The organism is Afipia carboxidovorans OM5 (assembly GCF_000218565.1).
Classification (GTDB): Bacteria; Pseudomonadota; Alphaproteobacteria; order Rhizobiales; family Xanthobacteraceae; genus Afipia; species Afipia carboxidovorans.
Genome location: NC_015684.1, coordinates 764,562 through 785,003 on the forward strand (window position 1 = coordinate 764,562; position 20,442 = coordinate 785,003).

Below are 20,442 nucleotides of genomic sequence, written 5' to 3' on the forward strand. Positions count from 1 at the left end.
TTTTCCGATTCGTGTTTAGGTAAAGGGTGGCAGCGGTCAGTTGCCGCTGCCACCGATAACGGCTCGCACCGTGCTGTCGGGGCCGAAGTCTTCGGTGCCGTCGACATAGAGCATGGCGCTGAGCTTCGAGCGCGCGCGGTTGACGCGGCTCTTGATGGTGCCGACTGCGCATCCGCAGATCGCCGCCGCATCCTCGTAGGAGAAGCCGGAGGCGCCGACGAGGATCAGAGCCTCGCGCTGGTCCTGCGGCAGCTTTTCCAGCGCGGCGCGGAATTCCTCGAACTCAAGGTGCGAACTCTGCGTCGGCTGCGACTTCAGCGTCTTGGAGTAGCTGCCCTCGGCATCCTCCACCTCGCGCCGCCGTTTGCGATAGTCGGAGCGAAACAGGTTGCGCAGGATCGTGAACAGCCAGGCCGGCAAATTCGAGCCGGGCTGGAATGAATCGATGTTGGCGAGAGCGCGCAGCAGCGTCTCCTGCACGAGGTCGTCGGCGCGGTCGCTCTTTCCGCTCAGCGAAATAGCGAAGGCGCGGAGACTCGGCACAGCAGCCAGAATTTCATCGCGTAGGGCGTTTGTGAGAGGCATCACTCCCTCCCAGCACTGTTTTGCGGCAGGCCCTCCATGTCGGCCGGCGGGCCTTCCCCGGCATCCAGCTTTCGGATCAACTCGGCGAAACGATCCGGCACGCCTTGTTTGACGACGTCGTCATACATCGCGCGAAGTTGATGGCCGATCCGGGCTTGAATTTCGGAATTGAGGCCACCTTTAGGGGCTGACCTGGGGGAAAGCGGCTTGGGGTCTTTCATGGTTGAATCCATGCTGTCGCCATTGGTTAACTCCTTAAGGGAGAATGCTTTTTCAGCCAGCCGGGTCCCTTGCGGGGCCATTCTCACAAAACGTAATGCGTTTCCCGAGAGAAAGTTCCGACGCGAGGGAACTTTAATCGGGGTTGGGGGTAGATAGGGACGTGGCTTCGGGCACATAGTCCCGATCAGCCTGCGACCATGATGTCGAGATTTGATTCAAATGGAGGGGGTATGTCCCGTTCTCAGCTTGTTGCTGAACATTTGCCCCTGTTGCGCCGCTACGCGCGTGCGCTGACAGGAAGCCAGGCGTCCGGCGATTCATATGTCGGTGCGATGCTGGAAGCTTTATTGCAGGATCCCTCTTTGCTGGATGAAAGTCGTGGCCCGCGGGTCGGGTTATTCCGGCTTTTCACCCGCATCTGGAATTCGGTGGCGCTGAACGAAGAAGGCGAGCCGATGCCGCAGGCGGCGTCCGAGCGGCGCCTCTCCAACATCACGCCGCCGGCACGGCAGGCGTTTTTGTTGCTGTCGCTGGAAGGCTTCTCGGAAGAAGAGGTTGCTTTCATTCTGGAAACGAGCGTGACGGAAGTTCGCGCGCTGGCCGATACAGCGGGCCGCGAGCTCGCTGCGGAAATCGCAACGGATGTTCTCATCATCGAGGATGAGACCTTCATTGCGATGGATCTCGAAAGCCTCGTGAAGAATCTCGGCCACAACGTCATCGGCGTTGCGCGCACCCATAGCGATGCGCTGGCGCTCGCGAAGTCGAAACAGCCGGGGCTTATTCTCGCGGACATTCAGCTTGCCGATGGCAGCTCTGGGCTTGATGCGGTGAACGAACTGCTGCGCACCTTCGAGGTGCCGGTGGTGTTCATCACGGCTTACCCCGAACGCTTCCTGACCGGTGAGCGGCCGGAGCCGGCGTTCCTGATCTCGAAGCCGTTCCAGCCGGCAATGGTGTCGGCGGTGGCGAGCCAGGCGCTGTTCTTCCAGCGGAATTCGCGAAACCGCTATCCGCGCACGACAGTCGCTTGAAATCTCAAGCGAAAACCTGATTTCACGGAAAGCCCTGCTTAGCAGGGCTTTTTTGTGTCATTTCGATTCCCCGCCGAGTTAGCACGGCTTTTTCATGGCTGCCGGCTTTGGCGCGTTTGCGGCGGGCCAGATAGGGCGGGGATTGCGCCAGACGGATAGCAGCCTGCGCCAAAAAGCCTATCCCCGGTCCGTCACGCCGCAGGAACGAAGCCTTCCGGGAATCGTTGTTCGAGGCATCGCACGTCGATGCAGGTAGAGAGCGACGACGTCCATGATCCAGTTGGCTTCAGGAATTTTAGGTGCGGCTGCAGCGGCGCTCGCGTTCAGCACCATGCCCCTCGATCTTTCCGCAAGAAGCAATCTGCAGGCGGCGAGCCTGCAGGTGCAACCTCAAGCTCAATCCGAAGCGCAATCCAAGGCACCTCTCGTGATGCCGCAGGTGACGCGCGCGGCGAAAGGCGATCGCCTGGCATCGCCGAGCGTGATCGGCGAGATGGGCCATGTCACGCTTTCGGTCGGACTGCCGGGTTCTGCCGACAGTTCCGTGGTGATGCGTATCGTGTTGCCGAAGACGGGCACCAGCGAGAAAGCGCAAGAGCCGAAGGAACGCGCATCTTCGAGCAAGAAGCGCGTGGCCTGCGAGCCTGCGGTGAGCGTGCTGGCGCCTGCGGCGAAACTGATGCAGCCCGCGCGCTGCGTGACCTGATCGTTTGCCGACGTGGGTGAGCGACACGATATAAAACGCGCCTGATTTCAAGTCAGGCGCGTTTTATTTTTAGCGATGCGATATGTCAGAAACGACACGTTACTCTTTCGCGGATGAGCGCTTTGCCATCAGGCCGAGTGCGATGCCGCCGATCGCCAGAAGCGGCACCAGCCGCTTGATGCCGACCACACGCACCGCCTGCAACGCGGCCGCGACCACGATCGGATCGCTGAGCGCCGTCTGTAATGACGATTTCGCCGCTTCCACCGGCTTCCGCTTGATCGCACGCTTGCGCATTTCGTAACAGATCGCCGCGAGCGCCGCGCAGACGAAGAACACCGCCGCGCCGGCAAGGCAGGCATACATCGCGCCATGCCGCTCCAGCACGAAAATGAAGGCGGCGGCGCAGAGAAAACCGGTGGTGATGAAAAGACAGACGGCGGCGGCAACGGCGAGCGAGGTGAGGCGCGCCATGGTGCCGGCGCTCTCCTTCAGGTCGTCAACGAACTTGTCGAGCATGAATGGCCTCGGGGGACTGCACTGGAATCAACGAAAAGATCGGGTCAACGAAAAGAGGCGGCCGCGATGGCGCCCGCCTCGAAAGGGAATGCGCGTCAGCGCCGCCACGTCACGCCGATCAGAAAGCCGAGGCCGAGCGCGAGCCCGAGTGCTGCGATCGGGCGTTCGGTGATCGCTTCTTCCAGCGTTTCTTCCATCGACCTCGCGGCCTCCTGCGCCATGTCGAGCGCCGCGCTGCCTTGCTCGGCGGCGTCCGAGACCGCGGCATCGACCTGCGCGCGGGCCTTGCGATAGCCGCGCCGGGCGCCCGCCTGGGCGGTGCCTGCAAGCGTGTTCAGCGTGTCGCTGAGTTGTTTGGTGAGGTTTGAAACGTCTTTCTTGACGGCTTCAAAATCTTTCTGGAGGCGGTCGAAATTGGCTTGGTCGGTCATGTGATTGTTTTCCCGTTACCGTCGGTACGCGCGACGTTTTTTGAAATGCTCCAGGCGGAGCGGGGCCGTGTGCTGCACAAACGCAGGGTGGCTGCGGAAGGTTCCCGATGCGCCATCGGGGAAAACCCTCAATCCGGCGGCAACGATTGCTCGCGTTCGGGGAGCATATGCTCCTTGATAATCAGTCCCACGATCAGTAGCGGCGACGACAGAAACGCGCCCATGGGTCCCCATAGCCAGGTCCAGAACGCAAGCGCGAGAAACACGGCCAGCGCGTTCAGCGCGAGCCTGCGCCCGATGATGGCCGGCGTGACGAAGTGGCCTTCGACGAAAGCGAAAGCCGCGAATGCGAGCGGCGCGACCAGCGCGCCGGAGAGCGTTGGCGCGGCGACGATGCCGACGCCGAGCAAAACCACGAACATCAGGATCGGGCCGATGATCGGAATGAAGTTCAGCGTCGCGGCGAGCGCACCGAGACCTGCCGGGTTCGGGGTACCCGCGAGCGCGCAGGCGAGGCCCGTTGCGATGCCGAGGCCCGCGTTGATCACGGTGACGGTGAGCAGGTAGCCGCCGAGCTTGGTTTCGATGGCGTTGAGAATCCGCAGTGTCCGCAGCCGGGAGTCGCGGTCCTGAAAGTTCATCACCAGCGCGCGCCGCAGGTCCGGCCAGCTTGCGATGAACAGAACGAGCACCGCAAAGAACAGCAGGATTTCGGTGAAGGTCGGTGACAGGAATTCGATGGTGGGCTGCACCCACGCCACCTTTGGAAACTGGAACGGCTGCTCCGCGCCTTCGGGCGATCCGAGCAGCACCTGCAATTGCTGCCAGATCGCGAGCGGACGATCGAACACGTGCAGCTTGTTCTTCAGGATCGGCCCCAGTTCGGGGAGCTTGTCGAACCATTCGACCACCGGCACGGAAATCAATCCGATGATGAAGACGAATGCGATCCAGGTTAGCACCACGATCAGCGCGGCCGATACCGGGCGCGGAATCCGCAATGCCTCGAGGCGCTTCGCCGCGGGCGAGAGCATGGTGCCGAGAATGACGGCGGTGACGACGGGCAGGAAAAATCCGCGCGCCACATACAGCACCGCGACGATGGACAGAACGAGCAGCGCGACGAGGCAGAAGGTAACGATCTCCGCGCGCTGAATGATGGGAGGAGAAGCGGCTTCGCTTTCCGGAACGGCCTCGCCTGCGGCTTCGATCGCATGCTCACGCATCGGCGGTCCGTTCGCTCCACATCCGGTGAGGGCCTTTCGCTTCGACTGCCTGCAAGGCGTGCCACCTCATCGATGGGCAACAGCTCTCATCTCCGGCGACATTGCCGGTGACAGAAAAAGCCGCACTCGCGGGCGTGATAACGGCGCGCGGGGCGGGATGGTTCCGTGGCTTGCGCATGCGCGCGGAGTCGGCGCGTGAGGCCATCACCTATATGGGTTAAGGAACCACAGGGCCCATCCGCGCATTGGCTTCCCGCTCCCGCCTCGGGGGCGTGGAGGCGGCCATGAGTACCATGAGTACGCAGACGGGCAATCCGGTCGTTTGGGTCAGGGGTTTTACGCGGCGCGTATCGTTTGCATCGGGCACGGCCGCGTCGGTTCTCGCGGCGGCGCTACTCGCAACGCCTGCGTCCGCGCAGACATTGAGCTACGCCGCGCCGTCAGGTTTTTCGCAAAGCGCGCCGGCTTGGGGCGTGCAGCCGGATGCCGTGCAATCGCGCGATACGATGTCCGAAGACGCCGCGTTACCGGATCGGCTGCGGCGCGCGGTGGTGAATTATCCGAGCCGCGAAGCACCGGGCACGCTGATCGTCGATACGCGCCACACCTATCTCTATTTCATTCTCGGCAACGATCGCGCCATTCGCTACGGCGTCGGGGTCGGCCGCGAGGGCTTCACCTGGTCGGGCGTGCAGAGCATTTCGCGCAAGGCGGAATGGCCGGATTGGCATCCGCCGGCGCAGATGATTGCGCGCCAGCCTTATCTGCCGCGCTTCGTCGCGGGCGGGCCGGGCAATCCGCTCGGTGCGCGGGCGATGTATCTCGGCCATAGCGACTACCGCATCCACGGCACCAACGATCCCTCCACCATCGGCAAGTTCGTCTCGAGCGGCTGCATCCGCCTGACCAATGCGGATGTCACCGATCTTTTCAGCCGCGTGAAGCTCGGCGCCAAGGTGGTCGTGCTGCCGAAGGGCAGTTCGCCGCAATTTGAAGCAAAACGCGCAAGGCCCGCGCAGGCTTCGTTCACCAGCGCGACAGGAAGGTCGCTCAAGCCGCTGCAACTGACGACGCTCAATTAACAATCGGCCTGTAGGACGCGGTAACGAAAGAGTTGAAGGACAGTCGCATGCAGGACAGCCGCAGATGGATCGCGCGCACGGTGTTTGCCGCAGCAAGCCTGATGATCGCAGCGGCGTTGCCGGGCTCGCCCGCCGCGGCTGGTGACTTCTTCTCGGATCTGTTCGGCGGCTTTACCTCGCCGCGTCATCAGGCGCCGTCGATGCCGTTCGGTCTGCCGTTCGGCGATGGTGACGTCGCGCCGCGTCCGCGTGTCGCCTCGGGTTCGGGCGCGGCCTATTGCGTGCGGACCTGCGATGGCCGCTACTTCCCGATCAGCGCGACCGGCGGCCAGAGCAAGGCCGAGACCTGCCAGAATCTCTGTCCGGCGAGCGAGACCCGCGTGGTGTTCGGGCGTGACATCGACAGTGCCGCCACCGAGACCGGCAAGCCGTACTCGGCGCTGCCCAATGCCTTCCGTTATCGCACCGAGCTCGTGAGCGGCTGCACCTGCAACGGCAAAACCACGGGCGGCCTCGCGCATATCGATGTCAGCAACGACCCGACGCTGCGCAAGGGCGATCTGGTTGCGACCGGTGATGGCACGCTGGTCGCCAATGGCGGTAAATCCAGGCAGACCCTGAAGACGAGCCCGGCCGAGAGCCGGACCGCGGCGTCGCGCTTCACCGGCATTCCGGTGATGGCGGCGCAGTAAGGGACGCTGCTTATAGTCCTTCGTCTGATGCGTGGAACCGCGGGTTCCCGGCGGCGTTGACGTGCGGGTGGCCGTTTGGGCCGCCACGGTCAACAACGGGACTTCACGGGAATTTTCATGGCCCTGCTCATCAGCGCATTGATTACCTTCGTCATCGTTATTCTGGTTCTCTATCTCGTCAACATGCTGCCGGTGGACGGGCGCGCGAAGCAGATCCTTCGCATCGTCGTCATCATCATCGGCATTCTGTCGCTGGTGCGATACATCACGCTGTAGAGCTCTCTCCACAGATCAATGGGTGTCATGCGCGGACTTGATCCGCGCATCCATCATGCAAAAGGGATGGATTGCCAGGTCAAGTCCGGCAATGACACGAGTATGAAAAATGACACGAGCATAAAAAAAGCCCGGCGTGAGCCGGGCTTTTTGATTTCAGCAATCAGGAGAGCGTCAGGATGCGAGCTTTCGCGCCGCTTCCTTGATCTCGCGCCGCCGGGCGTGAAGGATGTGCTCGGTGTAGCCGTTCGGCTGCTCGCGCCCCTTGAAGATGAGGTCGCAGGCGGCCTGGAAGGCGATGCCGTCATAGCCGGGCGCCATCGGCTTGTAGTTCGGATCGCCCGCGTTCTGCTTGTCAACGATGAGCGCCATGCGCTTCAAGGCTTCCATCACCTGCTCGCGCTCGATCACGCCATGGTGCAGCCAGTTGGCGAGCAACTGGCTCGAGATGCGCAGCGTGGCGCGGTCTTCCATCAGACCGACATTGTGGATGTCCGGCACCTTCGAGCAGCCGATGCCCTGATCGAGCCAGCGCACGACATAACCGAGGATGCTCTGGCAGTTGTTGTCGAGCTCTTCCTTGACGTCGTCGGACGACCAGTTCGAGTTGGCGAGCGGAATGGTGAGGATGTCGGCGAGCTTGGCGCGCGGGCGCGATTTCAGTTCGTTCTGCCGCGCGTCGATATCGACGAGGTGATAGTGCATCGCATGCAGCGTCGCGGCGGTGGGCGAGGGCACCCACGCGGTGGCGGCGCCGGCCTGCGGATGCGCGATCTTCTGCGCCAGCATGTCCGCCATCTTGTCGGGCGCGGCCCACATACCCTTGCCGATCTGGGCATGGCCGGGCAGGCCGTTGAGGAGGCCGGTGTCGACGTTGGAGTCCTCGTAGGCCTTGATCCAGATGCTCGACTTCATCTCGGTCTTGCGCACCAGCGGGCCCGCCTCGATCGAGGTGTGGATCTCGTCGCCGGTGCGGTCGAGGAAGCCGGTGTTGATGAAGCAGACGCGCTCCGCGGCGTTCTGGATGCAGTTCTTGAGGTTGACCGTGGTGCGGCGCTCCTCGTCCATGATGCCGATCTTGAGCGTGTTCGCCGGCAGCGACAGGCACTCCTCGACGCGGCCGAACAGGCGCACCGTCAGCGCCACTTCCTCCGGGCCGTGCAGCTTCGGCTTGACGATGTAGACCGAACCGGCGCGGCTGTTGCGGCGCGCCTTGAGGTCGTGCAGCGCCAGCAGCGCGGTGATCGCGGCATCGAGAATGCCTTCCGGAATCTCGTGGCCATCGGCGTCGAGCACGGCGTCGGTGTACATGTGGATCGAGACGTTGCGCACCAACATCAGGCTGCGGCCGGGCAGTGTCAGCGGCTTGCCGTTGCGGCCGGTATAGGCGCGGTCGGCATTGAGCGCGCGATGCACGGTCTTGCCGCCCTTGTCGAATTCGGCTTCGAGCGTGCCCTGCATCAGGCCGAGCGTGTTGCGATAGATCAGCACCTTGTCCTCGGCATCGACGGCGGCGACGCTGTCTTCCATGTCGAGGATGGTGGTGACGGCGGATTCGATGATGATGTCGTTGACGCCGGCCGGATCGTCCTTGCCGATCGCGCCGGTGCGGTCGATCGCGATCTCGATGTGCAGGCGATGGTTGACGAACAGGATCGCCGAGGGTGCCTCAAGGCTGCCCTTGTGGCCGATGAACTGCGCGGGGTCCTTCAGCTTGCTGGTGCCGTCTGCGAGCTTCGCGACCAGTTCGCCGTTCTCGATGGCGTAACCCGTGACGTCGGCGTGGCTGCCGTTCGCGAGCGGGATCGACTTGTCGAGAAACTCCTTCGCCTTGGCGATCACCTTGGCGCCGCGGCTCTTGTCGTAGCCGTTCTTCTTGTAGTTCGGGTCGTAGGGAATGGCGTCGGTGCCGTAGAGCGCATCGTACAGGCTGCCCCAGCGCGCATTGGCGGCGTTGAGCGAATAGCGCGCATTGCTGAGCGGCACGACAAGCTGCGGCCCATGAATGCGTGCGATTTCGTCGTCGACGTTCGAGGTCGTGACAAGCCTGGTCGGCGCCTCGGGCACGACATAGCCGATCTCTTTCAGGAAGGCGGTGTAGGCGGCGAGGTCGAACGGCTTGCCGCGGCGGGCGCGATGCCACTCGTCGATCTTGGCCTGCAGGTCGTCGCGCTTCTGCAAGAGGGCGCGGTTGTCCGGGGCGAATTCCTTCACCAGCGTGGCGACGCCCTTCCAGAACGTTTCTGCGGAAATTCCGGTGCCGGGCACGGCTTCTTTGTCAATGAAGTCTGCCAGGACGGGAGCGATCTTCAGGCCGGCGATGTCAGTGCGAGTCATTTCAGTCCCATTCTCAACAACCGTCGGCGGCCATTCCGGAAAATGGAAGGAAATGTACGCCGAAATGCATTGGATTGGGGCGATCTAACGCGAAATCCTCCGCAAAGAGAAGCATTTTGCGGCACATCAAGTATTAGACGAAGGGTGCAGAGTTACGACTTCATGTTTCGATTTTGCAAATCTTATTTTACAAAATTTACAATATGACTGAATGGTAGACCAATTTTGTCATGGGAAAAGGTGCGTGGGTCCCCTCGGGCGGTAAAACCGGCTCCTCCGTTCAGATATTGGCCGCGAAATCGGTCGGCTCCTCCCGCAGAACGTGTCGTGCGGTGAGCATGCGCTCGATCTCGGCGAGAGACTCGGCAATCGGGCGTGTTGCGGTGTCGAGCACGAGTTCGCAGACCGCGGGCGGCTGGTAGTCATTGCCGATGCCGGTGAAGGCCGGCAACTGCCCGGCGCGGGCCTTGGCGTAGTGGCCCTTGGGGTCGCGGCTCTCGCAGACCTCCGCGGAGGTGGCGACATAGACCTCATGGAACAGATCGCCCGCGATCCGGCGGGCCTGCGCGCGATCGTCCGCGGCAGGCGAGACGGCGGCGACGATGGCGATATGGCCGTTGCGGGCGAGATGGGCCGCGACTTCCGCGAGGCGGCGGATATTTTCGCGGCGATCTGCCGGTGAAAATCCGAGATCGCCGTTCAATCCTGCGCGCAGCGTGTCGCCGTCGAGCAGCACGGCCGCGCCGCCGCGCGTGAACAGGCGGCGCTCCAGCGCACGGGCGAGCGTCGATTTGCCGGCCGCGGGCAATCCGGTGAACCACACCACGGCGCCCGCGTGATGGTAGCGCGCGAGCCGTTCCTCCGGCTGCAGCGCGGATTCCACCGGCACGATATCGATCGGCGCGGCACGCTTGCCGGCTTCGATGCTGAGCACCAGTCCGCCGCCGGCGATGCGCCCGCCGATCTCGATCACGAGCCGGCCGTTGCGCGGATTGTCGGTGTAGGGATCGGCCGCGGCAGGCCGGGCCAGCGCGAGATCGATCTCGCCGACATGATTGCGGGCGATCGATGTGCTCTCGCGGCTCGTCAGCTCGCCGGGATCGACCGCCTGCTCGATGGCGACGACGCTTGCGCGCGTTTCCATCGTGCCGATGCGCACCAGCACGGTGTCGCCGGTCTTCAGCGGTGTCTCGTGCAGCCAGAAGATGCGGGCATGCAGCCGGTGGCTGTCGCGCGGCGCGGTCGCCGGATGCGCGATGACGTCGCCGCGCTCGAGAAACAGTTCGCGGTCGAGTGTGATGCCGACCGAACGGCCTGCGCCCTGCGCGCCGCTCACGGGCGTCACGGGCCAGCTCTCGACGGTCTTGATCTTCGCGATCTTGCCCGCCGGCATGATGACGATCTCGTCGCCGGGCGCGAGTTGGCCCGCCTCGATCCGTCCCGCAACGATGCGGCGGTCGTCGAACTTGTAGATCGCCTGCACCGGCAGGCGCAGCGGCAACTCCGTCAGCGCCCGCATCGGTGTCAGCGTATCGAGCGCGCCGACCACGGTCGGGCCGGTGTACCAGCCGATGCGCGCGGTGTTCGCCGCGACGCCATCGCCGTCGCGTGCCGAAATCGGAATGACGGCGGTGGGTGTCACGCCGAGCGTGGTGAGATGCTCGCGGATTTCGTGCGCGATTTCCTCGAAGCGATCCTGACTGAAATCGACGCGGTCCATTTTATTGATAACGACGCAGACCTGCTTCACGCCAAGCAGATGCAGCAGATAGCCGTGGCGGCGCGTCTGGTCGCGCACGCCTTCCAGCGCATCGATGATGAGCACGGCGGCATCGGCCTGCGCCGCGCCGGTGATCATGTTGCGGAGGAATTCGGCGTGGCCGGGCGCGTCGATCAGCACGATGTCGCGTGCGGGCGTGCGGAATTGAATCTGCGTGGTGTCGATGGTGATGCCCTGGTCGCGCTCGGTTTGCAGCGCGTCGAGCAGGAACGACCATTCGAACGGCATGCCGCGCCGCTCGCTGACGGCTTTCAGCATCTCGAGCTTGCCCTCGGGCAGGCTGTTGGTTTCATGCAGCAGGCGGCCGACCAGCGTCGACTTGCCGTGATCGACATGGCCGACGATCACAATGGAAACCTGCGGACGCTCGGTTGTTTTCGCGGCGGTGCCCTTCACGGAATTCGGAGTGGCGAGGATATTCATGACGATGCGCAGCCCCTCTCAGAGATAACCGGCGACGCGCAGCCGCTCGAAGGCATCTTCGGTTTCGTGATCGAGTGCACGCCCGGCGCGCTCGGGGATTTTCGTGCTTTCGAGCTCGGTCAGGATCTCGGCGATGCTCGATGCGTTTGATGCGACCGGGAAGGTGATGTCCTGATCGCCGAGCGAGCGATAACGCTTGCCGTTAGTCGCGAGATAAAGCGGGATGATCGGAATGTTCTCGCGCTGGGTGTAGGCCCAGATGTCGGCCTCGGTCCAATGCAGGATCGGATGGATGCGCAAGTGAGCGCCGGCCGGCACCGAGGCGTTGAACTGATCCCAGAATTCCGGCGGCTGGTCGCGCACATCCCATCCGCCCTCCGTGCCTCGCGGCGAGAACACACGCTCCTTGGCGCGGGTCGCTTCCTCATCGCGGCGAATGCCGGCGATCAGGCCGTCGAAGCCGTGCTTGGCGAGCGCAAGCTTCAAGCCTTCGGTCTTGCGCGCGGCAGAGCGGGCGGCAGGTGGCAGCGTCGGATCGACCGCCTCGACCGGCGGGCACGGCTCGATGCGCAGATCGAGCCCCCATTCTTTCGAATAGTGATCGCGGAAGGCATACATCTCCGGAAATTTCTTTCCGGTGTCGACGTGCATGCAGGGGAACGGGACCTTGCCGAAGAACGCCTTGCGGGCAAGCCAGATCATGACGTTGGAGTCTTTGCCGAGCGACCACAAAAGGGCCAGTCGTTTCAGGCGCGCGAAGCCTTCGCGGAGAATGTAGATGCTCTTGGCTTCAAGTTCATCGAGATGGTCCATGCGCCCTCATTGGTTCGTCGCTACTCCTCCGTGCCGGGGGCCAACGTGACGCGCAGGCCGTCGATCTCGGGAGTCATCAGGATCTGGCAGGCAAGTCTTGAATTCGGTTCGACGAAGAACGCCCCGTCGAGCATGTCGATTTCCTCGTCGCTCGGCGGCGCGAGGCGCGCGGTCCATTCCGGATCGACATAGACGTGGCAGGTGGCGCAGGCGCACGCGCCGCCGCACTCCGCCTTGATGGAGAGGCCCCAGTCGCGGATGACCTCCATCACGCGCCAGCCCTCCAGGCTTTCCAGTTTGTGTTCTTTGCCGTCCCGGTCCTGGACAAGAAGATACATTTCCCGTGTTTCACTGATTGGGGAGGAAAAAATTCTTCGACTGGATGGCTTTATAGGAGAATTAATTTCTGTTTGAAGCATCTAGAAGATACATATATAGAAATTAATTCTAGTCAATCGAAGAATCTCAACTCCGAGTTGCCATGCGCTACCTGCCGATCTTTCTCGACCTTCAAACCGGGCCCGTTCTTCTGGTGGGCGCAGGCGATCTGGTGCGGGCAAAGCTGCGGCTGCTGTTGTCAGCGGGAGCGCGGGTGAGGTGGTTTGCCGTGGATGGCGACTACGACGCCGGCCTCGATGACGAGGCTGCGGTCCGGGTCGAACGCGCCGGCGATCCTTTATCAGCCGACCTGAATGGTGTCATCGCGATTCTCTGCGCCGGGGCGGGGGAACTGGGTGAAACCGTGGCCCGCCGGGCGCGGGCGGCGGGCATCCCGGTCAACGTGATGGATGACATCGCGCATTCCAGTTTCATCTTTCCGGCGGTGGTCGATCGCGGCGATGTCGTCGTCGCGGTGGGCACCGGCGGTGCCTCCCCGGTGGTGGCGCGGCGGGTGCGCGAGAAGATCGAAAGCGTGCTGCCCGCGCGCATCGGCGATCTTGCGGCATTCATCGGCCGCTGGCGCAAGCCGATGCAGAAACTGCTGCCGCAGATGTCGTCGCGGCGCACGTTCTGGGAGCGCATTGTCGACGGGCCGATCGGTGCGCTGGTTCTCGCGGGCCGCACGGAAGAGGCGGAACGCGCGTTGCGCGACATTCGCGACCCGCAGAGTTACGCAGCCGAGCGCGGCTTCGTCACGCTGGTCGGCGCGGGACCGGGCGATCCCGACCTGCTGACGGTAAAGGCATTGCGCGCGCTGCAGGATGCCGACGTGATTTTCTACGACGATCTGGTCTCGTCTGAGGTGCTCGACCGTGCGCGCCGCGATGCGACCCGTGTCTCGGTCGGCCGCCGCATTGGCAAACCCGGCATGGGACAGGACGCGACCAACGCGCTGCTGATCGCAGCCGCGCGCGAGGGCAAGCGTGCGGTGCGGCTCAAGGGTGGTGATCCTTTCATCTTCGGCCGTGGCGGCGAGGAAGTCGCGGCGCTGCGCGAAGCGGGCGTTGCTTACAGTGTGATCCCCGGCGTCAGTGCGGGCATCGGCGCGGCGGCGCAGTTCGAGGTGCCGCTGACGTTTCGCAAGCAGGCGACGCGCATCACCTTCCTCACCGCGCACAAGACTCATGATGCCGCGGCGGTGGACTGGTCGCTCCTGACCGACGCCGGCATGACGATCGTCGTCTATATGGGCATCACCGCTGCGCCGGCGATCCGCGCAGGCTTGCTGGCGGCAGGGCGCTCGGCGAAAACGCCGGTCGGCGTGTTCGCGCGGGTGACGCGCCCCGATGCCAGGGCCGTGGTCGGCACGCTCAGCGAATTGCCCGATCTGGTTGAGAAAATCGATGGCGGCCCCGCGATCCTCATCATCGGTGACGTGGTCTCGCACGGGTTGCCGTGGCCGCGCGTGGTGCGCGAACTTGAGGATATACGGCGCGACACCCGCGTGCTGGAACCGGTGGCATGACCTCTCCTGATCTGGTCGATAGCAAGTCATCGGTCGCGGTGACGGATCATGCATGGTCGGCGGCGGAGGTCGCGACGCTCGAGTCCGAATTGCGCGATGCTCCGCCCGGCGAAATCATTCGTGCCGCGATCGAAGCCGTCGGGCGCGACAAGCTTGCACTGGTGTCGTCGTTCGGCACTGAATCCGCGGCGCTGCTGAAATATGCCGCCGATGTCGATCCGGCGATCCCGGTCGTGTTTCTCGATACCGGCTGGCTGTTCGAGGAGACGCTGGCCTATCGCGATACGCTCGCCGCGTATCTCGGCCTGCGCGACGTGCGCACGATCCATCCGTTACCGGATGACCTCGCGCGCGAGGATGCGGAGCGCGATCTGTGGTTCTCCGATCCGGATCGCTGCTGTTACCTGCGCAAGGTCGAACCGCTCATTCGGGCGCTCGCGCCGTTCGAGGCGTGGCTCAACGGCCGCAAGCGTTTTCAGGGCGGTGAGCGTGCCGCGATTCCCGTCGTCGAACTCGATGGACGGCGTCTGAAATTCAATCCGCTTGCCAATGTGACGCCGGATGACCTGAAGGCGATATATACCGACGCGCACCTGCCGGCGCATCCGCTCGTTGCCTCCGGCTTCGCCTCGGTGGGCTGCATGCCGTGTACCAGCCGGACAGAGGCCGGCGAAGAGTCGCGCGCCGGTCGTTGGCGTGGAAAAGCCAAAACAGAATGCGGCATCCACGTCATCAAGTCCTCTTAGGATGTTCGTCCAACTTCGTGCCTAACAAAAAAATCCGCTTTCGTTGACGAAATAGCGTTTGCCACGGACTCTAGTCGCCATCGGTGTGGGCGTTCGCTCCACCTCAAAGGAGACTTGAATGATCCGTCGGACCTTCCTGGCACTTACCGCAGTTCTGCTTACAGGTGCCGCACACGCAGCCGATTATTCGCTGCTTAATGTATCGTACGATCCAACCCGCGAATTGTATGTGGATTTCAACAAGGCATTTGCTGCGGCCTACCAGAAGGAAACCGGCAAGAGCGTCGAGATCAAGCAGTCGCATGGCGGCTCCGGCTCGCAGGCACGCTCGGTGATCGACGGCCTGCAGGCCGATGTGGTGACGCTGGCGCTCGCCTACGACATCGATGCCGTCGCCAACAAGGGCTTGCTGAAAAAGGAATGGCAGAAGGACCTGCCGCAGAACTCCGCGCCTTACACCTCGACCATCGTGTTCCTGGTTCGCAAGGGCAATCCGAAGGCCATCAAGGACTGGGATGATCTTATCAAGTCCGGCGTCAGCGTGATTACGCCGAACCCGAAAACCTCCGGCGGCGCGCGCTGGAATTATCTCGCGGCATGGGGTTATGCGCTGAAGAAGGACGGCTCGGAAGACAAGGCGCGCGATTTCGTCGCCAGGATCTACAAGAACGTGCCCGTGCTCGACACCGGCGCGCGCGGTTCGACCGTGACGTTCGTCGAGCGTGGCGTCGGCGACGTGCTGCTCGCCTGGGAGAACGAGGCGCATCTCGCGATCAAGGAGTTCGGACAGGACAAGTTCGAGATCGTCGTGCCGTCGATTTCGATTCTGGCCGAGCCGCCGGTCGCGATTGTCGACAGCGTCGTCGACAAGAAGGGTACCCGTGCCGTGGCCGAGGCCTATCTGAAATACTGGTACAAGCCGGAGAGCCAGGAAATCGCCGCGCGCAATTTCTATCGCCCGCGCGATCCGGAAATTGCCAAGAAGTATGCCACGAATTTCGCCAAGGTCGATCTCTTCACCATCGACGATGTGTTCGGCGGATGGACCAAGGCGCAGAAGGAGCATTTCGGCGACGGCGGGGTGTTCGACAAGATCTACAAGAACTGAAGCACGTTGAGTTGGCGTCGGCTGCCGGGTCGAGATGGACCCGGCAGCTCACTTTGCTCTGAACAGGCGAACATCGTGAGTACCTTGGCGAAACGAAATGTACTGCCCGGCTTCGGCCTGACGCTGGGGCTGACGTTGACGTGGTTGTCGATCCTGATCCTGATTCCGCTCGCGGGTCTCTTTCTCAAGACGACCGAACTGAGCATCGGCGAATTCATCGAGACGGTGACGAGCCGCCGCACACTGCATGCGCTATCGATCTCGTTCGGCATCGCGTTGGCAGCCGCGGTGGTCAACCTCATCGCCGGCGTCATCGTGGTGTGGGCGCTGGTGCGTTACCGCTTTCCGGGCCAGCGGCTGTTCGACGCCATTGTCGACATTCCGTTTGCGCTGCCGACGGCGGTGGCGGGCGTCGCGCTGAGCGCGCTGTTCTCCGAGCGCGGCTGGCTCGGCGCGCCGCTCGCCTGGCTCGGCATCAAGGTTGCGTTCACGCCGCTCGGCATTTTCGTCGCGATGATCTTCATCGGCATTCCGTTCGTGGTGCGCACGGTGCAGCCGGTGCTGGCTGACCTCGAGCCCGAACTGGAGGAAGCCGCCGCGAGCTTGGGCGCGCGGCGCTGGCAGATCGTGACCAAGGTGATCGTGCCGAGTCTGACGCCCGCGATCCTCACCGGCTTTGCGCTCGCCTTCGCGCGCGCGGTCGGCGAATACGGCTCGGTGATCTTCATCGCGGGCAATTTGCCGAACGTCTCCGAGATCGCGCCGCTGCTGATCGTGATCCGCCTCTCCGAGTTCCGCTACGCCGATGCGACCGCCATTGCGGTCGTGATGCTGGTGGTCGCCTTCTTCATCATCTTTCTCATCAACCGAATCCAGCGCTGGGCGCAGACCCGCGGCGCGCAAAGCCATTGAAGGTGCCGATGAGCATTCTCTCTCTCGCCCCGCATCGCATCCCACCGCTCGCGCATCCCGAGGCGCGATCGGAGCCGCGGGTGCTGCGCATCGCCATCATCGCGTTTGCGATCACGTTTCTGTCGATCTTTGTGGCGCTGCCGCTGGTGCTGGTGTTCACCACCGCGTTCTCGAAAGGCGTGCTTGCTTATCTCGACGTGCTGTCGAATTCGGAAACGCTGGCCGCGATCCGGCTGACGCTGATCACCGCGCTGATCTCGGTGAGCGCCAACCTTCTGTTCGGTCTGGTCGCGGCATGGGCGATCGCCAAATTCGAGTTCAGGGGCAAGACGCTGCTGATCACGCTGATCGATCTGCCGTTCTCGGTGAGCCCGGTGATCTCCGGGCTCGTATTCATACTTTTGTTTGGCACGCAGGGCCTGTTCGGCGTCTGGCTGCAGCAGCACGGCATCCAGATCCTGTTCGCGACGCCCGCCATCGTGCTGGCGACGACGTTCGTCACGTTCCCGTTTGTCGCGCGCGAGCTGATCCCCCTGATGCAGCAGCAGGGCACGCAGGAAGAGGAGGCGGCGATTTCGCTTGGCGCCTCGGGGCTTGCGACCTTCTTCCGCGTCACGCTGCCCAATATCAAATGGGGTATTCTTTATGGTGTGCTGCTGTGTAACGCGCGGGCGATGGGGGAGTTCGGCGCGGTGTCGGTGGTCTCCGGCCATATCCGGGGCGAGACAAATACGATGCCGCTTCTGGTGGAAATTTTGTATAACGAGTACCAGCTGATGGCGGCTTTTGCCGTGGCCTCGCTGCTCGCTTTGCTGGCGCTCGTAACGCTTGTTGCCAAGACTGTTCTCGAAGGCCGGTTGGTGGAAGGACCCGCACGTGACGATTGAAGTCAATAACCTCGTCAAGCAGTTCGGTGCGTTCAAGGCGCTCGATCATGTCAGTCTCAAGGTCGAGACCGGCGAATTGCTGGCGCTGCTCGGCCCCTCCGGCTCGGGCAAGACCACGCTGCTGCGCATCATCGCCGGGCTCGACTGGCCGGATTCCGGCTCGGTGCATTTCGACGGGCAGGACGCGCTGTCGCGCGGCGCGGGTGAGCGCAATGTCGGTTTCGTGTTCCAGCACTACGCGCTGTTCCGCCACATGAGCGTGTTCGAGAACGTCGCCTTCGGCCTGCGGGTGCAGCCGCGCGCGACGCGGCCGAGCGAGGACAAGATCCGCAGCCGCGTTAAGGAACTGCTCGATCTCGTGCAACTCGACTGGCTGGCGGATCGCTACCCGAGCCAGCTCTCCGGCGGCCAGCGCCAGCGCATCGCGTTGGCGCGCGCACTCGCAATCGAGCCGCGCATCCTGCTGCTCGACGAGCCGTTCGGCGCGCTCGATGCCAAGGTGCGCAAGGAACTGCGCCGCTGGCTGCGGCAGTTGCACGACGAAATTCACGTCACCTCGATCTTCGTCACCCACGATCAGGAGGAGGCGCTGGAAGTCGCCAACCGCGTGGTGGTGATGGACAAGGGCAAGATCGAGCAGGTCGGCTCGCCCGACGAGGTCTACGACCATCCGGCGAGCGCGTTCGTTCATGGCTTCATCGGCGAATCCATCGTGTTGCCGGTCGATGTGCAGGACGGACGCATCCGCCTCGGCGACCGGGTGCTCGACCTGCAGTCCACCAACGGTGTGTCCGGGCCCTCGAAACTATTCATCCGCCGTCACGATGTCGCGATCGGCCCGGCCGGCAGCGGCGTGCTCGAGGGCGACGTCAAGCATGTGCGCGCTTTCGGGCCGACCCAGCGGGCGGATATCGCGCTGCATGTCGGCGGCAATGAGACCCTGATCGAGATCGATGCGCCGCGCGACCGCGATCTCAAGCCGGGCGATATCGTCGGCCTGCGGCCGCGCCGCTTCCGGTTGTTCGCGGGAGTGTGACGCTTCACCTCTCCCCGTGCTAACGGGGAGAGGTCGGATCGCCATCAACGTATTTGCGCGTTCGCGACGCGCTATGGTGGCGATCCGGGTGAGGGGCTGTTTCCTTTTTGTGGGTGCATGGTCCTTTACCCCTCACCGTCTCTTTGCCCCTCTCCCCGTAAAAAACGGGGAGAGGGAGCGCACTATCACTGGGAAGAGGAAAAATCCTCTCCGTTCACCTTTCAGCCACGGTTGATGTGCAAGAACGCCTTCTCCCGGGGGCTTTGCATCATGCCGCGATTTCTCGTCGTCCTTTTCGGTTGTCTCGTGCTTGCGGGCTGTTCCGGCGCCGATATCACGACCGAGCAGCCCTCGTTCTATGCGAGCATGGCCAATGCCAGCGCCCGGCTGGATGCCAACGCGGCGGCGTCGATGATCTCCCAATACCGCCAGAACAACGGCCTCGGCGCGGTGACGATCGATCCCGAACTGATGGCGGCGGCGGAAGCGCAGTCGCGCGCGATGGCAGCGCGGAACAAGCTCGATCACGATGTCGCGGGCGCGCTCGGCAAGCGTATCAAAGCCTCGGGCTTCAATGCCGCGAAGGCGGTCGAGAACATCTCTGCCGGCTACCATACCATGGCGGAAGCATTTTCCGGCTGGCGCGATTCGCCCTCGCACCGCGCCAACATGCTGGCGACCGGCGTGAACCGGTTGGGCATCGCGGCGGTCTATGCGCCGAATTCCAAGTACAAAGTATTCTGGACCATGATCCTCGCCGCGCCGGACCGCTAAAAATCTCGCTGACCACCCCTGCATCGGTCGGGATTGACGGCACGCCGCTTCCGCTCCACGGTTTCGGAAGCAGATTTTCCGAGCGCAGGAGCACGGCATGAGTTCATTGGCAGGCAAGGCCGCGGTCGTCACCGGATCGACCAGCGGCATCGGATTGGCATATGCGCGGGCGCTCGCGCGGGCCGGCGCGAATATCGTGCTGAACGGCATGGGCGAGCCCGCCGATATCGAGAAGGAGCGGTCGGGGATCGAGCGCGAGTTCGGCGTCAAGGCGGTTCATTCGCCCGCCGATATGACCAGGCCCGATGAGATCGAACAGATGGTTCGGCTCGGCGAAAAGACGCTCGGTTCGGTCGATATTCTCATCAACAATGCGGGCATCCAGTTCGTCTCGCCGGTCGAGGAATTTCCGCTCGACAAATGGGACGCGATCATCGCCATCAATTTGTCATCGGCGTTTCATGCAATCCGCGCCGCGGTGCCAGGCATGAAGGCGCGCGGTTGGGGCCGCATCATCAACACCGCATCGGCGCACTCGCTGGTGGCCTCGCCGTTCAAGTCGGCTTACGTCGCGGCGAAGCACGGCATTGCCGGTCTCACCAAGACGGTCGCGCTCGAACTTGCGACCCACAAGATCACCTGCAACGCCATCAGCCCCGGTTATGTCTGGACGCCGCTTGTCGAGCGGCAGGTGCCCGACACCATGAAGGCGCGCAACATGACCAAGGAAGAGGTCATCAAGGACGTGATGCTGCTGGCGCAGCCGACCAAGGAGTTCGTCACCGTCGAGCAGGTCGCGGCGCTTGCGGTCTATCTCTGCGGCGACGAGGCGAGCCAGATCACCGGCGCCAATCTCTCGATCGACGGCGGCTGGACCGCGGCTTAAAGCATTTTATGTTTTGTTGGACATACTATTTCGTCATGGCCGGGCTTGTCCCGGCCATCCA

At 63.2% G+C, this 20,442-nt stretch carries 23 protein-coding genes; 13 read left to right on the forward strand and 10 right to left on the reverse strand.

Features of this window, described 5'->3' with window-relative positions; translation table 11 throughout:
* Positions 1-36: 36 nt before the first annotated feature.
* Together OCA5_RS03630 and OCA5_RS03635 are read right to left on the reverse strand one after the other, a co-directional pair.
* Positions 37-585, reverse strand: a complete 549-nt coding sequence (locus OCA5_RS03630; protein WP_012564536.1) for a sigma-70 family RNA polymerase sigma factor — start codon at positions 583-585, stop codon at positions 37-39.
* A complete protein-coding gene (locus OCA5_RS03635) occupies positions 585-806 on the reverse strand; it encodes a NepR family anti-sigma factor (RefSeq protein ID WP_193372367.1) in 222 nt (73 codons plus the stop codon). The genes OCA5_RS03630 and OCA5_RS03635 overlap by 1 nt, the downstream gene beginning before the upstream one ends.
* A gap of 231 nt (positions 807-1,037) precedes the next feature.
* On the opposite strand from OCA5_RS03635, the gene OCA5_RS03640 reads away from it, so the two are divergent.
* Complete coding sequence (locus tag OCA5_RS03640) at positions 1,038-1,841, forward strand: response regulator (RefSeq protein WP_013912848.1); 804 nt, start codon at positions 1,038-1,040, stop codon at positions 1,839-1,841.
* Between the two features lie 22 nt (positions 1,842-1,863).
* Here the strand turns inward: OCA5_RS03640 and OCA5_RS19085 are convergent, their stop codons facing one another.
* Complete coding sequence (locus OCA5_RS19085; RefSeq protein ID WP_012564533.1) at positions 1,864-2,013, reverse strand: hypothetical protein; 150 nt, start codon at positions 2,011-2,013, stop codon at positions 1,864-1,866.
* 99 nt (positions 2,014-2,112) lie between these two features.
* On the opposite strand from OCA5_RS19085, the gene OCA5_RS03645 reads away from it, so the two are divergent.
* Positions 2,113-2,547 carry a hypothetical protein gene (locus tag OCA5_RS03645; protein ID WP_012564532.1) on the forward strand — a complete coding sequence of 145 codons (435 nt, stop codon included), beginning with the start codon at positions 2,113-2,115 and terminating at the stop codon, positions 2,545-2,547.
* A gap of 99 nt (positions 2,548-2,646) precedes the next feature.
* Here OCA5_RS03645 and OCA5_RS03650 read toward each other — a convergent pair whose 3' ends face one another.
* From OCA5_RS03650 to OCA5_RS03660, 3 genes are all read right to left on the reverse strand, one after another.
* On the reverse strand, positions 2,647-3,066 hold the full coding sequence (locus OCA5_RS03650; protein WP_012564531.1) for a phage holin family protein: 420 nt from the start codon (positions 3,064-3,066) through the stop codon (positions 2,647-2,649).
* Positions 3,067-3,161: 95 nt separating this feature from the next.
* Positions 3,162-3,497 (reverse strand): DUF883 family protein, encoded by a 336-nt coding sequence (locus OCA5_RS03655; RefSeq protein ID WP_012564530.1) that lies wholly within the window; start codon positions 3,495-3,497, stop codon positions 3,162-3,164.
* A 128-nt stretch (positions 3,498-3,625) separates the two neighbouring features.
* On the reverse strand, positions 3,626-4,723 hold the full coding sequence (locus tag OCA5_RS03660; protein WP_012564528.1) for an AI-2E family transporter: 1,098 nt from the start codon (positions 4,721-4,723) through the stop codon (positions 3,626-3,628).
* A gap of 284 nt (positions 4,724-5,007) precedes the next feature.
* On the opposite strand from OCA5_RS03660, the gene OCA5_RS03665 reads away from it, so the two are divergent.
* The 3 genes from OCA5_RS03665 (at position 5,008) to OCA5_RS19250 (ending at position 6,773) form a co-directional block, all read left to right on the forward strand.
* Positions 5,008-5,805 carry a L,D-transpeptidase gene (locus OCA5_RS03665; RefSeq protein WP_012564526.1) on the forward strand — a complete coding sequence of 266 codons (798 nt, stop codon included), beginning with the start codon at positions 5,008-5,010 and terminating at the stop codon, positions 5,803-5,805.
* A gap of 47 nt (positions 5,806-5,852) precedes the next feature.
* On the forward strand, positions 5,853-6,497 hold the full coding sequence (locus tag OCA5_RS03670; RefSeq protein WP_012564525.1) for a DUF2865 domain-containing protein: 645 nt from the start codon (positions 5,853-5,855) through the stop codon (positions 6,495-6,497).
* Positions 6,498-6,614: 117 nt separating this feature from the next.
* The gene (locus tag OCA5_RS19250) at positions 6,615-6,773 is read left to right on the forward strand and encodes a Thivi_2564 family membrane protein (protein WP_012564524.1); all 159 of its coding nucleotides are present in this window, start codon (positions 6,615-6,617) and stop codon (positions 6,771-6,773) included.
* Between the two features lie 174 nt (positions 6,774-6,947).
* On the opposite strand, the gene OCA5_RS03675 is transcribed toward OCA5_RS19250, so the two are convergent.
* The 4 genes from OCA5_RS03675 to OCA5_RS03690 form a co-directional block, all read right to left on the reverse strand.
* The gene (locus tag OCA5_RS03675; RefSeq protein ID WP_012564522.1) at positions 6,948-9,110 is read right to left on the reverse strand and encodes a malate synthase G; all 2,163 of its coding nucleotides are present in this window, start codon (positions 9,108-9,110) and stop codon (positions 6,948-6,950) included.
* Between the two features lie 280 nt (positions 9,111-9,390).
* On the reverse strand, positions 9,391-11,313 hold the full coding sequence (gene cysC / locus OCA5_RS03680; protein ID WP_012564520.1) for an adenylyl-sulfate kinase: 1,923 nt from the start codon (positions 11,311-11,313) through the stop codon (positions 9,391-9,393).
* Positions 11,314-11,331: 18 nt separating this feature from the next.
* On the reverse strand, positions 11,332-12,126 hold the full coding sequence (gene cysD, locus OCA5_RS03685; protein WP_012564519.1) for a sulfate adenylyltransferase subunit CysD: 795 nt from the start codon (positions 12,124-12,126) through the stop codon (positions 11,332-11,334).
* Between the two features lie 20 nt (positions 12,127-12,146).
* A complete protein-coding gene (locus OCA5_RS03690; RefSeq protein ID WP_012564518.1) occupies positions 12,147-12,464 on the reverse strand; it encodes a 2Fe-2S iron-sulfur cluster-binding protein in 318 nt (105 codons plus the stop codon).
* Positions 12,465-12,607: 143 nt separating this feature from the next.
* Between OCA5_RS03690 and cysG the strand changes: the two genes are divergently transcribed.
* From cysG to OCA5_RS03730, 8 genes are all read left to right on the forward strand, one after another.
* Positions 12,608-14,032 carry a siroheme synthase CysG gene (gene cysG / locus OCA5_RS03695; RefSeq protein WP_012564517.1) on the forward strand — a complete coding sequence of 475 codons (1,425 nt, stop codon included), beginning with the start codon at positions 12,608-12,610 and terminating at the stop codon, positions 14,030-14,032.
* Positions 14,029-14,778, forward strand: a complete 750-nt coding sequence (locus OCA5_RS03700; RefSeq protein ID WP_012564516.1) for a phosphoadenylyl-sulfate reductase — start codon at positions 14,029-14,031, stop codon at positions 14,776-14,778. Before cysG ends, OCA5_RS03700 begins: the two co-directional genes overlap by 4 nt.
* 118 nt (positions 14,779-14,896) lie before the next feature.
* Positions 14,897-15,886 carry a sulfate ABC transporter substrate-binding protein gene (locus tag OCA5_RS03705; RefSeq protein ID WP_012564515.1) on the forward strand — a complete coding sequence of 330 codons (990 nt, stop codon included), beginning with the start codon at positions 14,897-14,899 and terminating at the stop codon, positions 15,884-15,886.
* 75 nt (positions 15,887-15,961) lie between these two features.
* Positions 15,962-16,798 carry a sulfate ABC transporter permease subunit CysT gene (gene cysT / locus OCA5_RS03710; RefSeq protein ID WP_041559609.1) on the forward strand — a complete coding sequence of 279 codons (837 nt, stop codon included), beginning with the start codon at positions 15,962-15,964 and terminating at the stop codon, positions 16,796-16,798.
* Positions 16,799-16,806: 8 nt separating this feature from the next.
* A complete protein-coding gene (gene cysW, locus OCA5_RS03715) occupies positions 16,807-17,685 on the forward strand; it encodes a sulfate ABC transporter permease subunit CysW (RefSeq protein ID WP_012564513.1) in 879 nt (292 codons plus the stop codon).
* A complete protein-coding gene (locus OCA5_RS03720; RefSeq protein WP_012564512.1) occupies positions 17,675-18,721 on the forward strand; it encodes a sulfate/molybdate ABC transporter ATP-binding protein in 1,047 nt (348 codons plus the stop codon). The genes cysW and OCA5_RS03720 overlap by 11 nt, the downstream gene beginning before the upstream one ends.
* Positions 18,722-18,991: 270 nt before the next feature.
* Positions 18,992-19,495 (forward strand): CAP domain-containing protein, encoded by a 504-nt coding sequence (locus OCA5_RS03725; protein ID WP_012564511.1) that lies wholly within the window; start codon positions 18,992-18,994, stop codon positions 19,493-19,495.
* A gap of 97 nt (positions 19,496-19,592) precedes the next feature.
* Positions 19,593-20,381 carry a 3-hydroxybutyrate dehydrogenase gene (locus OCA5_RS03730; RefSeq protein ID WP_012564510.1) on the forward strand — a complete coding sequence of 263 codons (789 nt, stop codon included), beginning with the start codon at positions 19,593-19,595 and terminating at the stop codon, positions 20,379-20,381.
* Positions 20,382-20,442: the final 61 nt, after the last annotated feature.

What these genes read in the sequence shown, in the direction of transcription:
- OCA5_RS03665 (WP_012564526.1), top strand. Translation starts at nt 5,008, where the DNA reads ATGAGTACCATGAGTACGCAGACGGGCAATCCGGTCGTTTGGGTCAGG.
- cysC (WP_012564520.1), bottom strand. Translation starts at nt 11,313, where the DNA reads ATGAATATCCTCGCCACTCCGAATTCCGTGAAGGGCACCGCCGCGAAA.
- OCA5_RS03645 (WP_012564532.1), top strand. Translation starts at nt 2,113, where the DNA reads ATGATCCAGTTGGCTTCAGGAATTTTAGGTGCGGCTGCAGCGGCGCTC.
- cysW (WP_012564513.1), top strand. Translation starts at nt 16,807, where the DNA reads ATGAGCATTCTCTCTCTCGCCCCGCATCGCATCCCACCGCTCGCGCAT.
- OCA5_RS03705 (WP_012564515.1), top strand. Translation starts at nt 14,897, where the DNA reads ATGATCCGTCGGACCTTCCTGGCACTTACCGCAGTTCTGCTTACAGGT.
- OCA5_RS03730 (WP_012564510.1), top strand. Translation starts at nt 19,593, where the DNA reads ATGAGTTCATTGGCAGGCAAGGCCGCGGTCGTCACCGGATCGACCAGC.
- OCA5_RS03635 (WP_193372367.1), bottom strand. Translation starts at nt 806, where the DNA reads ATGAAAGACCCCAAGCCGCTTTCCCCCAGGTCAGCCCCTAAAGGTGGC.
- OCA5_RS03690 (WP_012564518.1), bottom strand. Translation starts at nt 12,464, where the DNA reads ATGTATCTTCTTGTCCAGGACCGGGACGGCAAAGAACACAAACTGGAA.
- OCA5_RS19250 (WP_012564524.1), top strand. Translation starts at nt 6,615, where the DNA reads ATGGCCCTGCTCATCAGCGCATTGATTACCTTCGTCATCGTTATTCTG.
- OCA5_RS03670 (WP_012564525.1), top strand. Translation starts at nt 5,853, where the DNA reads ATGCAGGACAGCCGCAGATGGATCGCGCGCACGGTGTTTGCCGCAGCA.
- OCA5_RS03650 (WP_012564531.1), bottom strand. Translation starts at nt 3,066, where the DNA reads ATGCTCGACAAGTTCGTTGACGACCTGAAGGAGAGCGCCGGCACCATG.
- OCA5_RS03700 (WP_012564516.1), top strand. Translation starts at nt 14,029, where the DNA reads ATGACCTCTCCTGATCTGGTCGATAGCAAGTCATCGGTCGCGGTGACG.
- OCA5_RS03675 (WP_012564522.1), bottom strand. Translation starts at nt 9,110, where the DNA reads ATGACTCGCACTGACATCGCCGGCCTGAAGATCGCTCCCGTCCTGGCA.
- OCA5_RS03660 (WP_012564528.1), bottom strand. Translation starts at nt 4,723, where the DNA reads ATGCGTGAGCATGCGATCGAAGCCGCAGGCGAGGCCGTTCCGGAAAGC.
- OCA5_RS03630 (WP_012564536.1), bottom strand. Translation starts at nt 585, where the DNA reads ATGCCTCTCACAAACGCCCTACGCGATGAAATTCTGGCTGCTGTGCCG.
- OCA5_RS03725 (WP_012564511.1), top strand. Translation starts at nt 18,992, where the DNA reads ATGCCGCGATTTCTCGTCGTCCTTTTCGGTTGTCTCGTGCTTGCGGGC.
- OCA5_RS03640 (WP_013912848.1), top strand. Translation starts at nt 1,038, where the DNA reads ATGTCCCGTTCTCAGCTTGTTGCTGAACATTTGCCCCTGTTGCGCCGC.
- cysD (WP_012564519.1), bottom strand. Translation starts at nt 12,126, where the DNA reads ATGGACCATCTCGATGAACTTGAAGCCAAGAGCATCTACATTCTCCGC.
- cysG (WP_012564517.1), top strand. Translation starts at nt 12,608, where the DNA reads ATGCGCTACCTGCCGATCTTTCTCGACCTTCAAACCGGGCCCGTTCTT.
- OCA5_RS03655 (WP_012564530.1), bottom strand. Translation starts at nt 3,497, where the DNA reads ATGACCGACCAAGCCAATTTCGACCGCCTCCAGAAAGATTTTGAAGCC.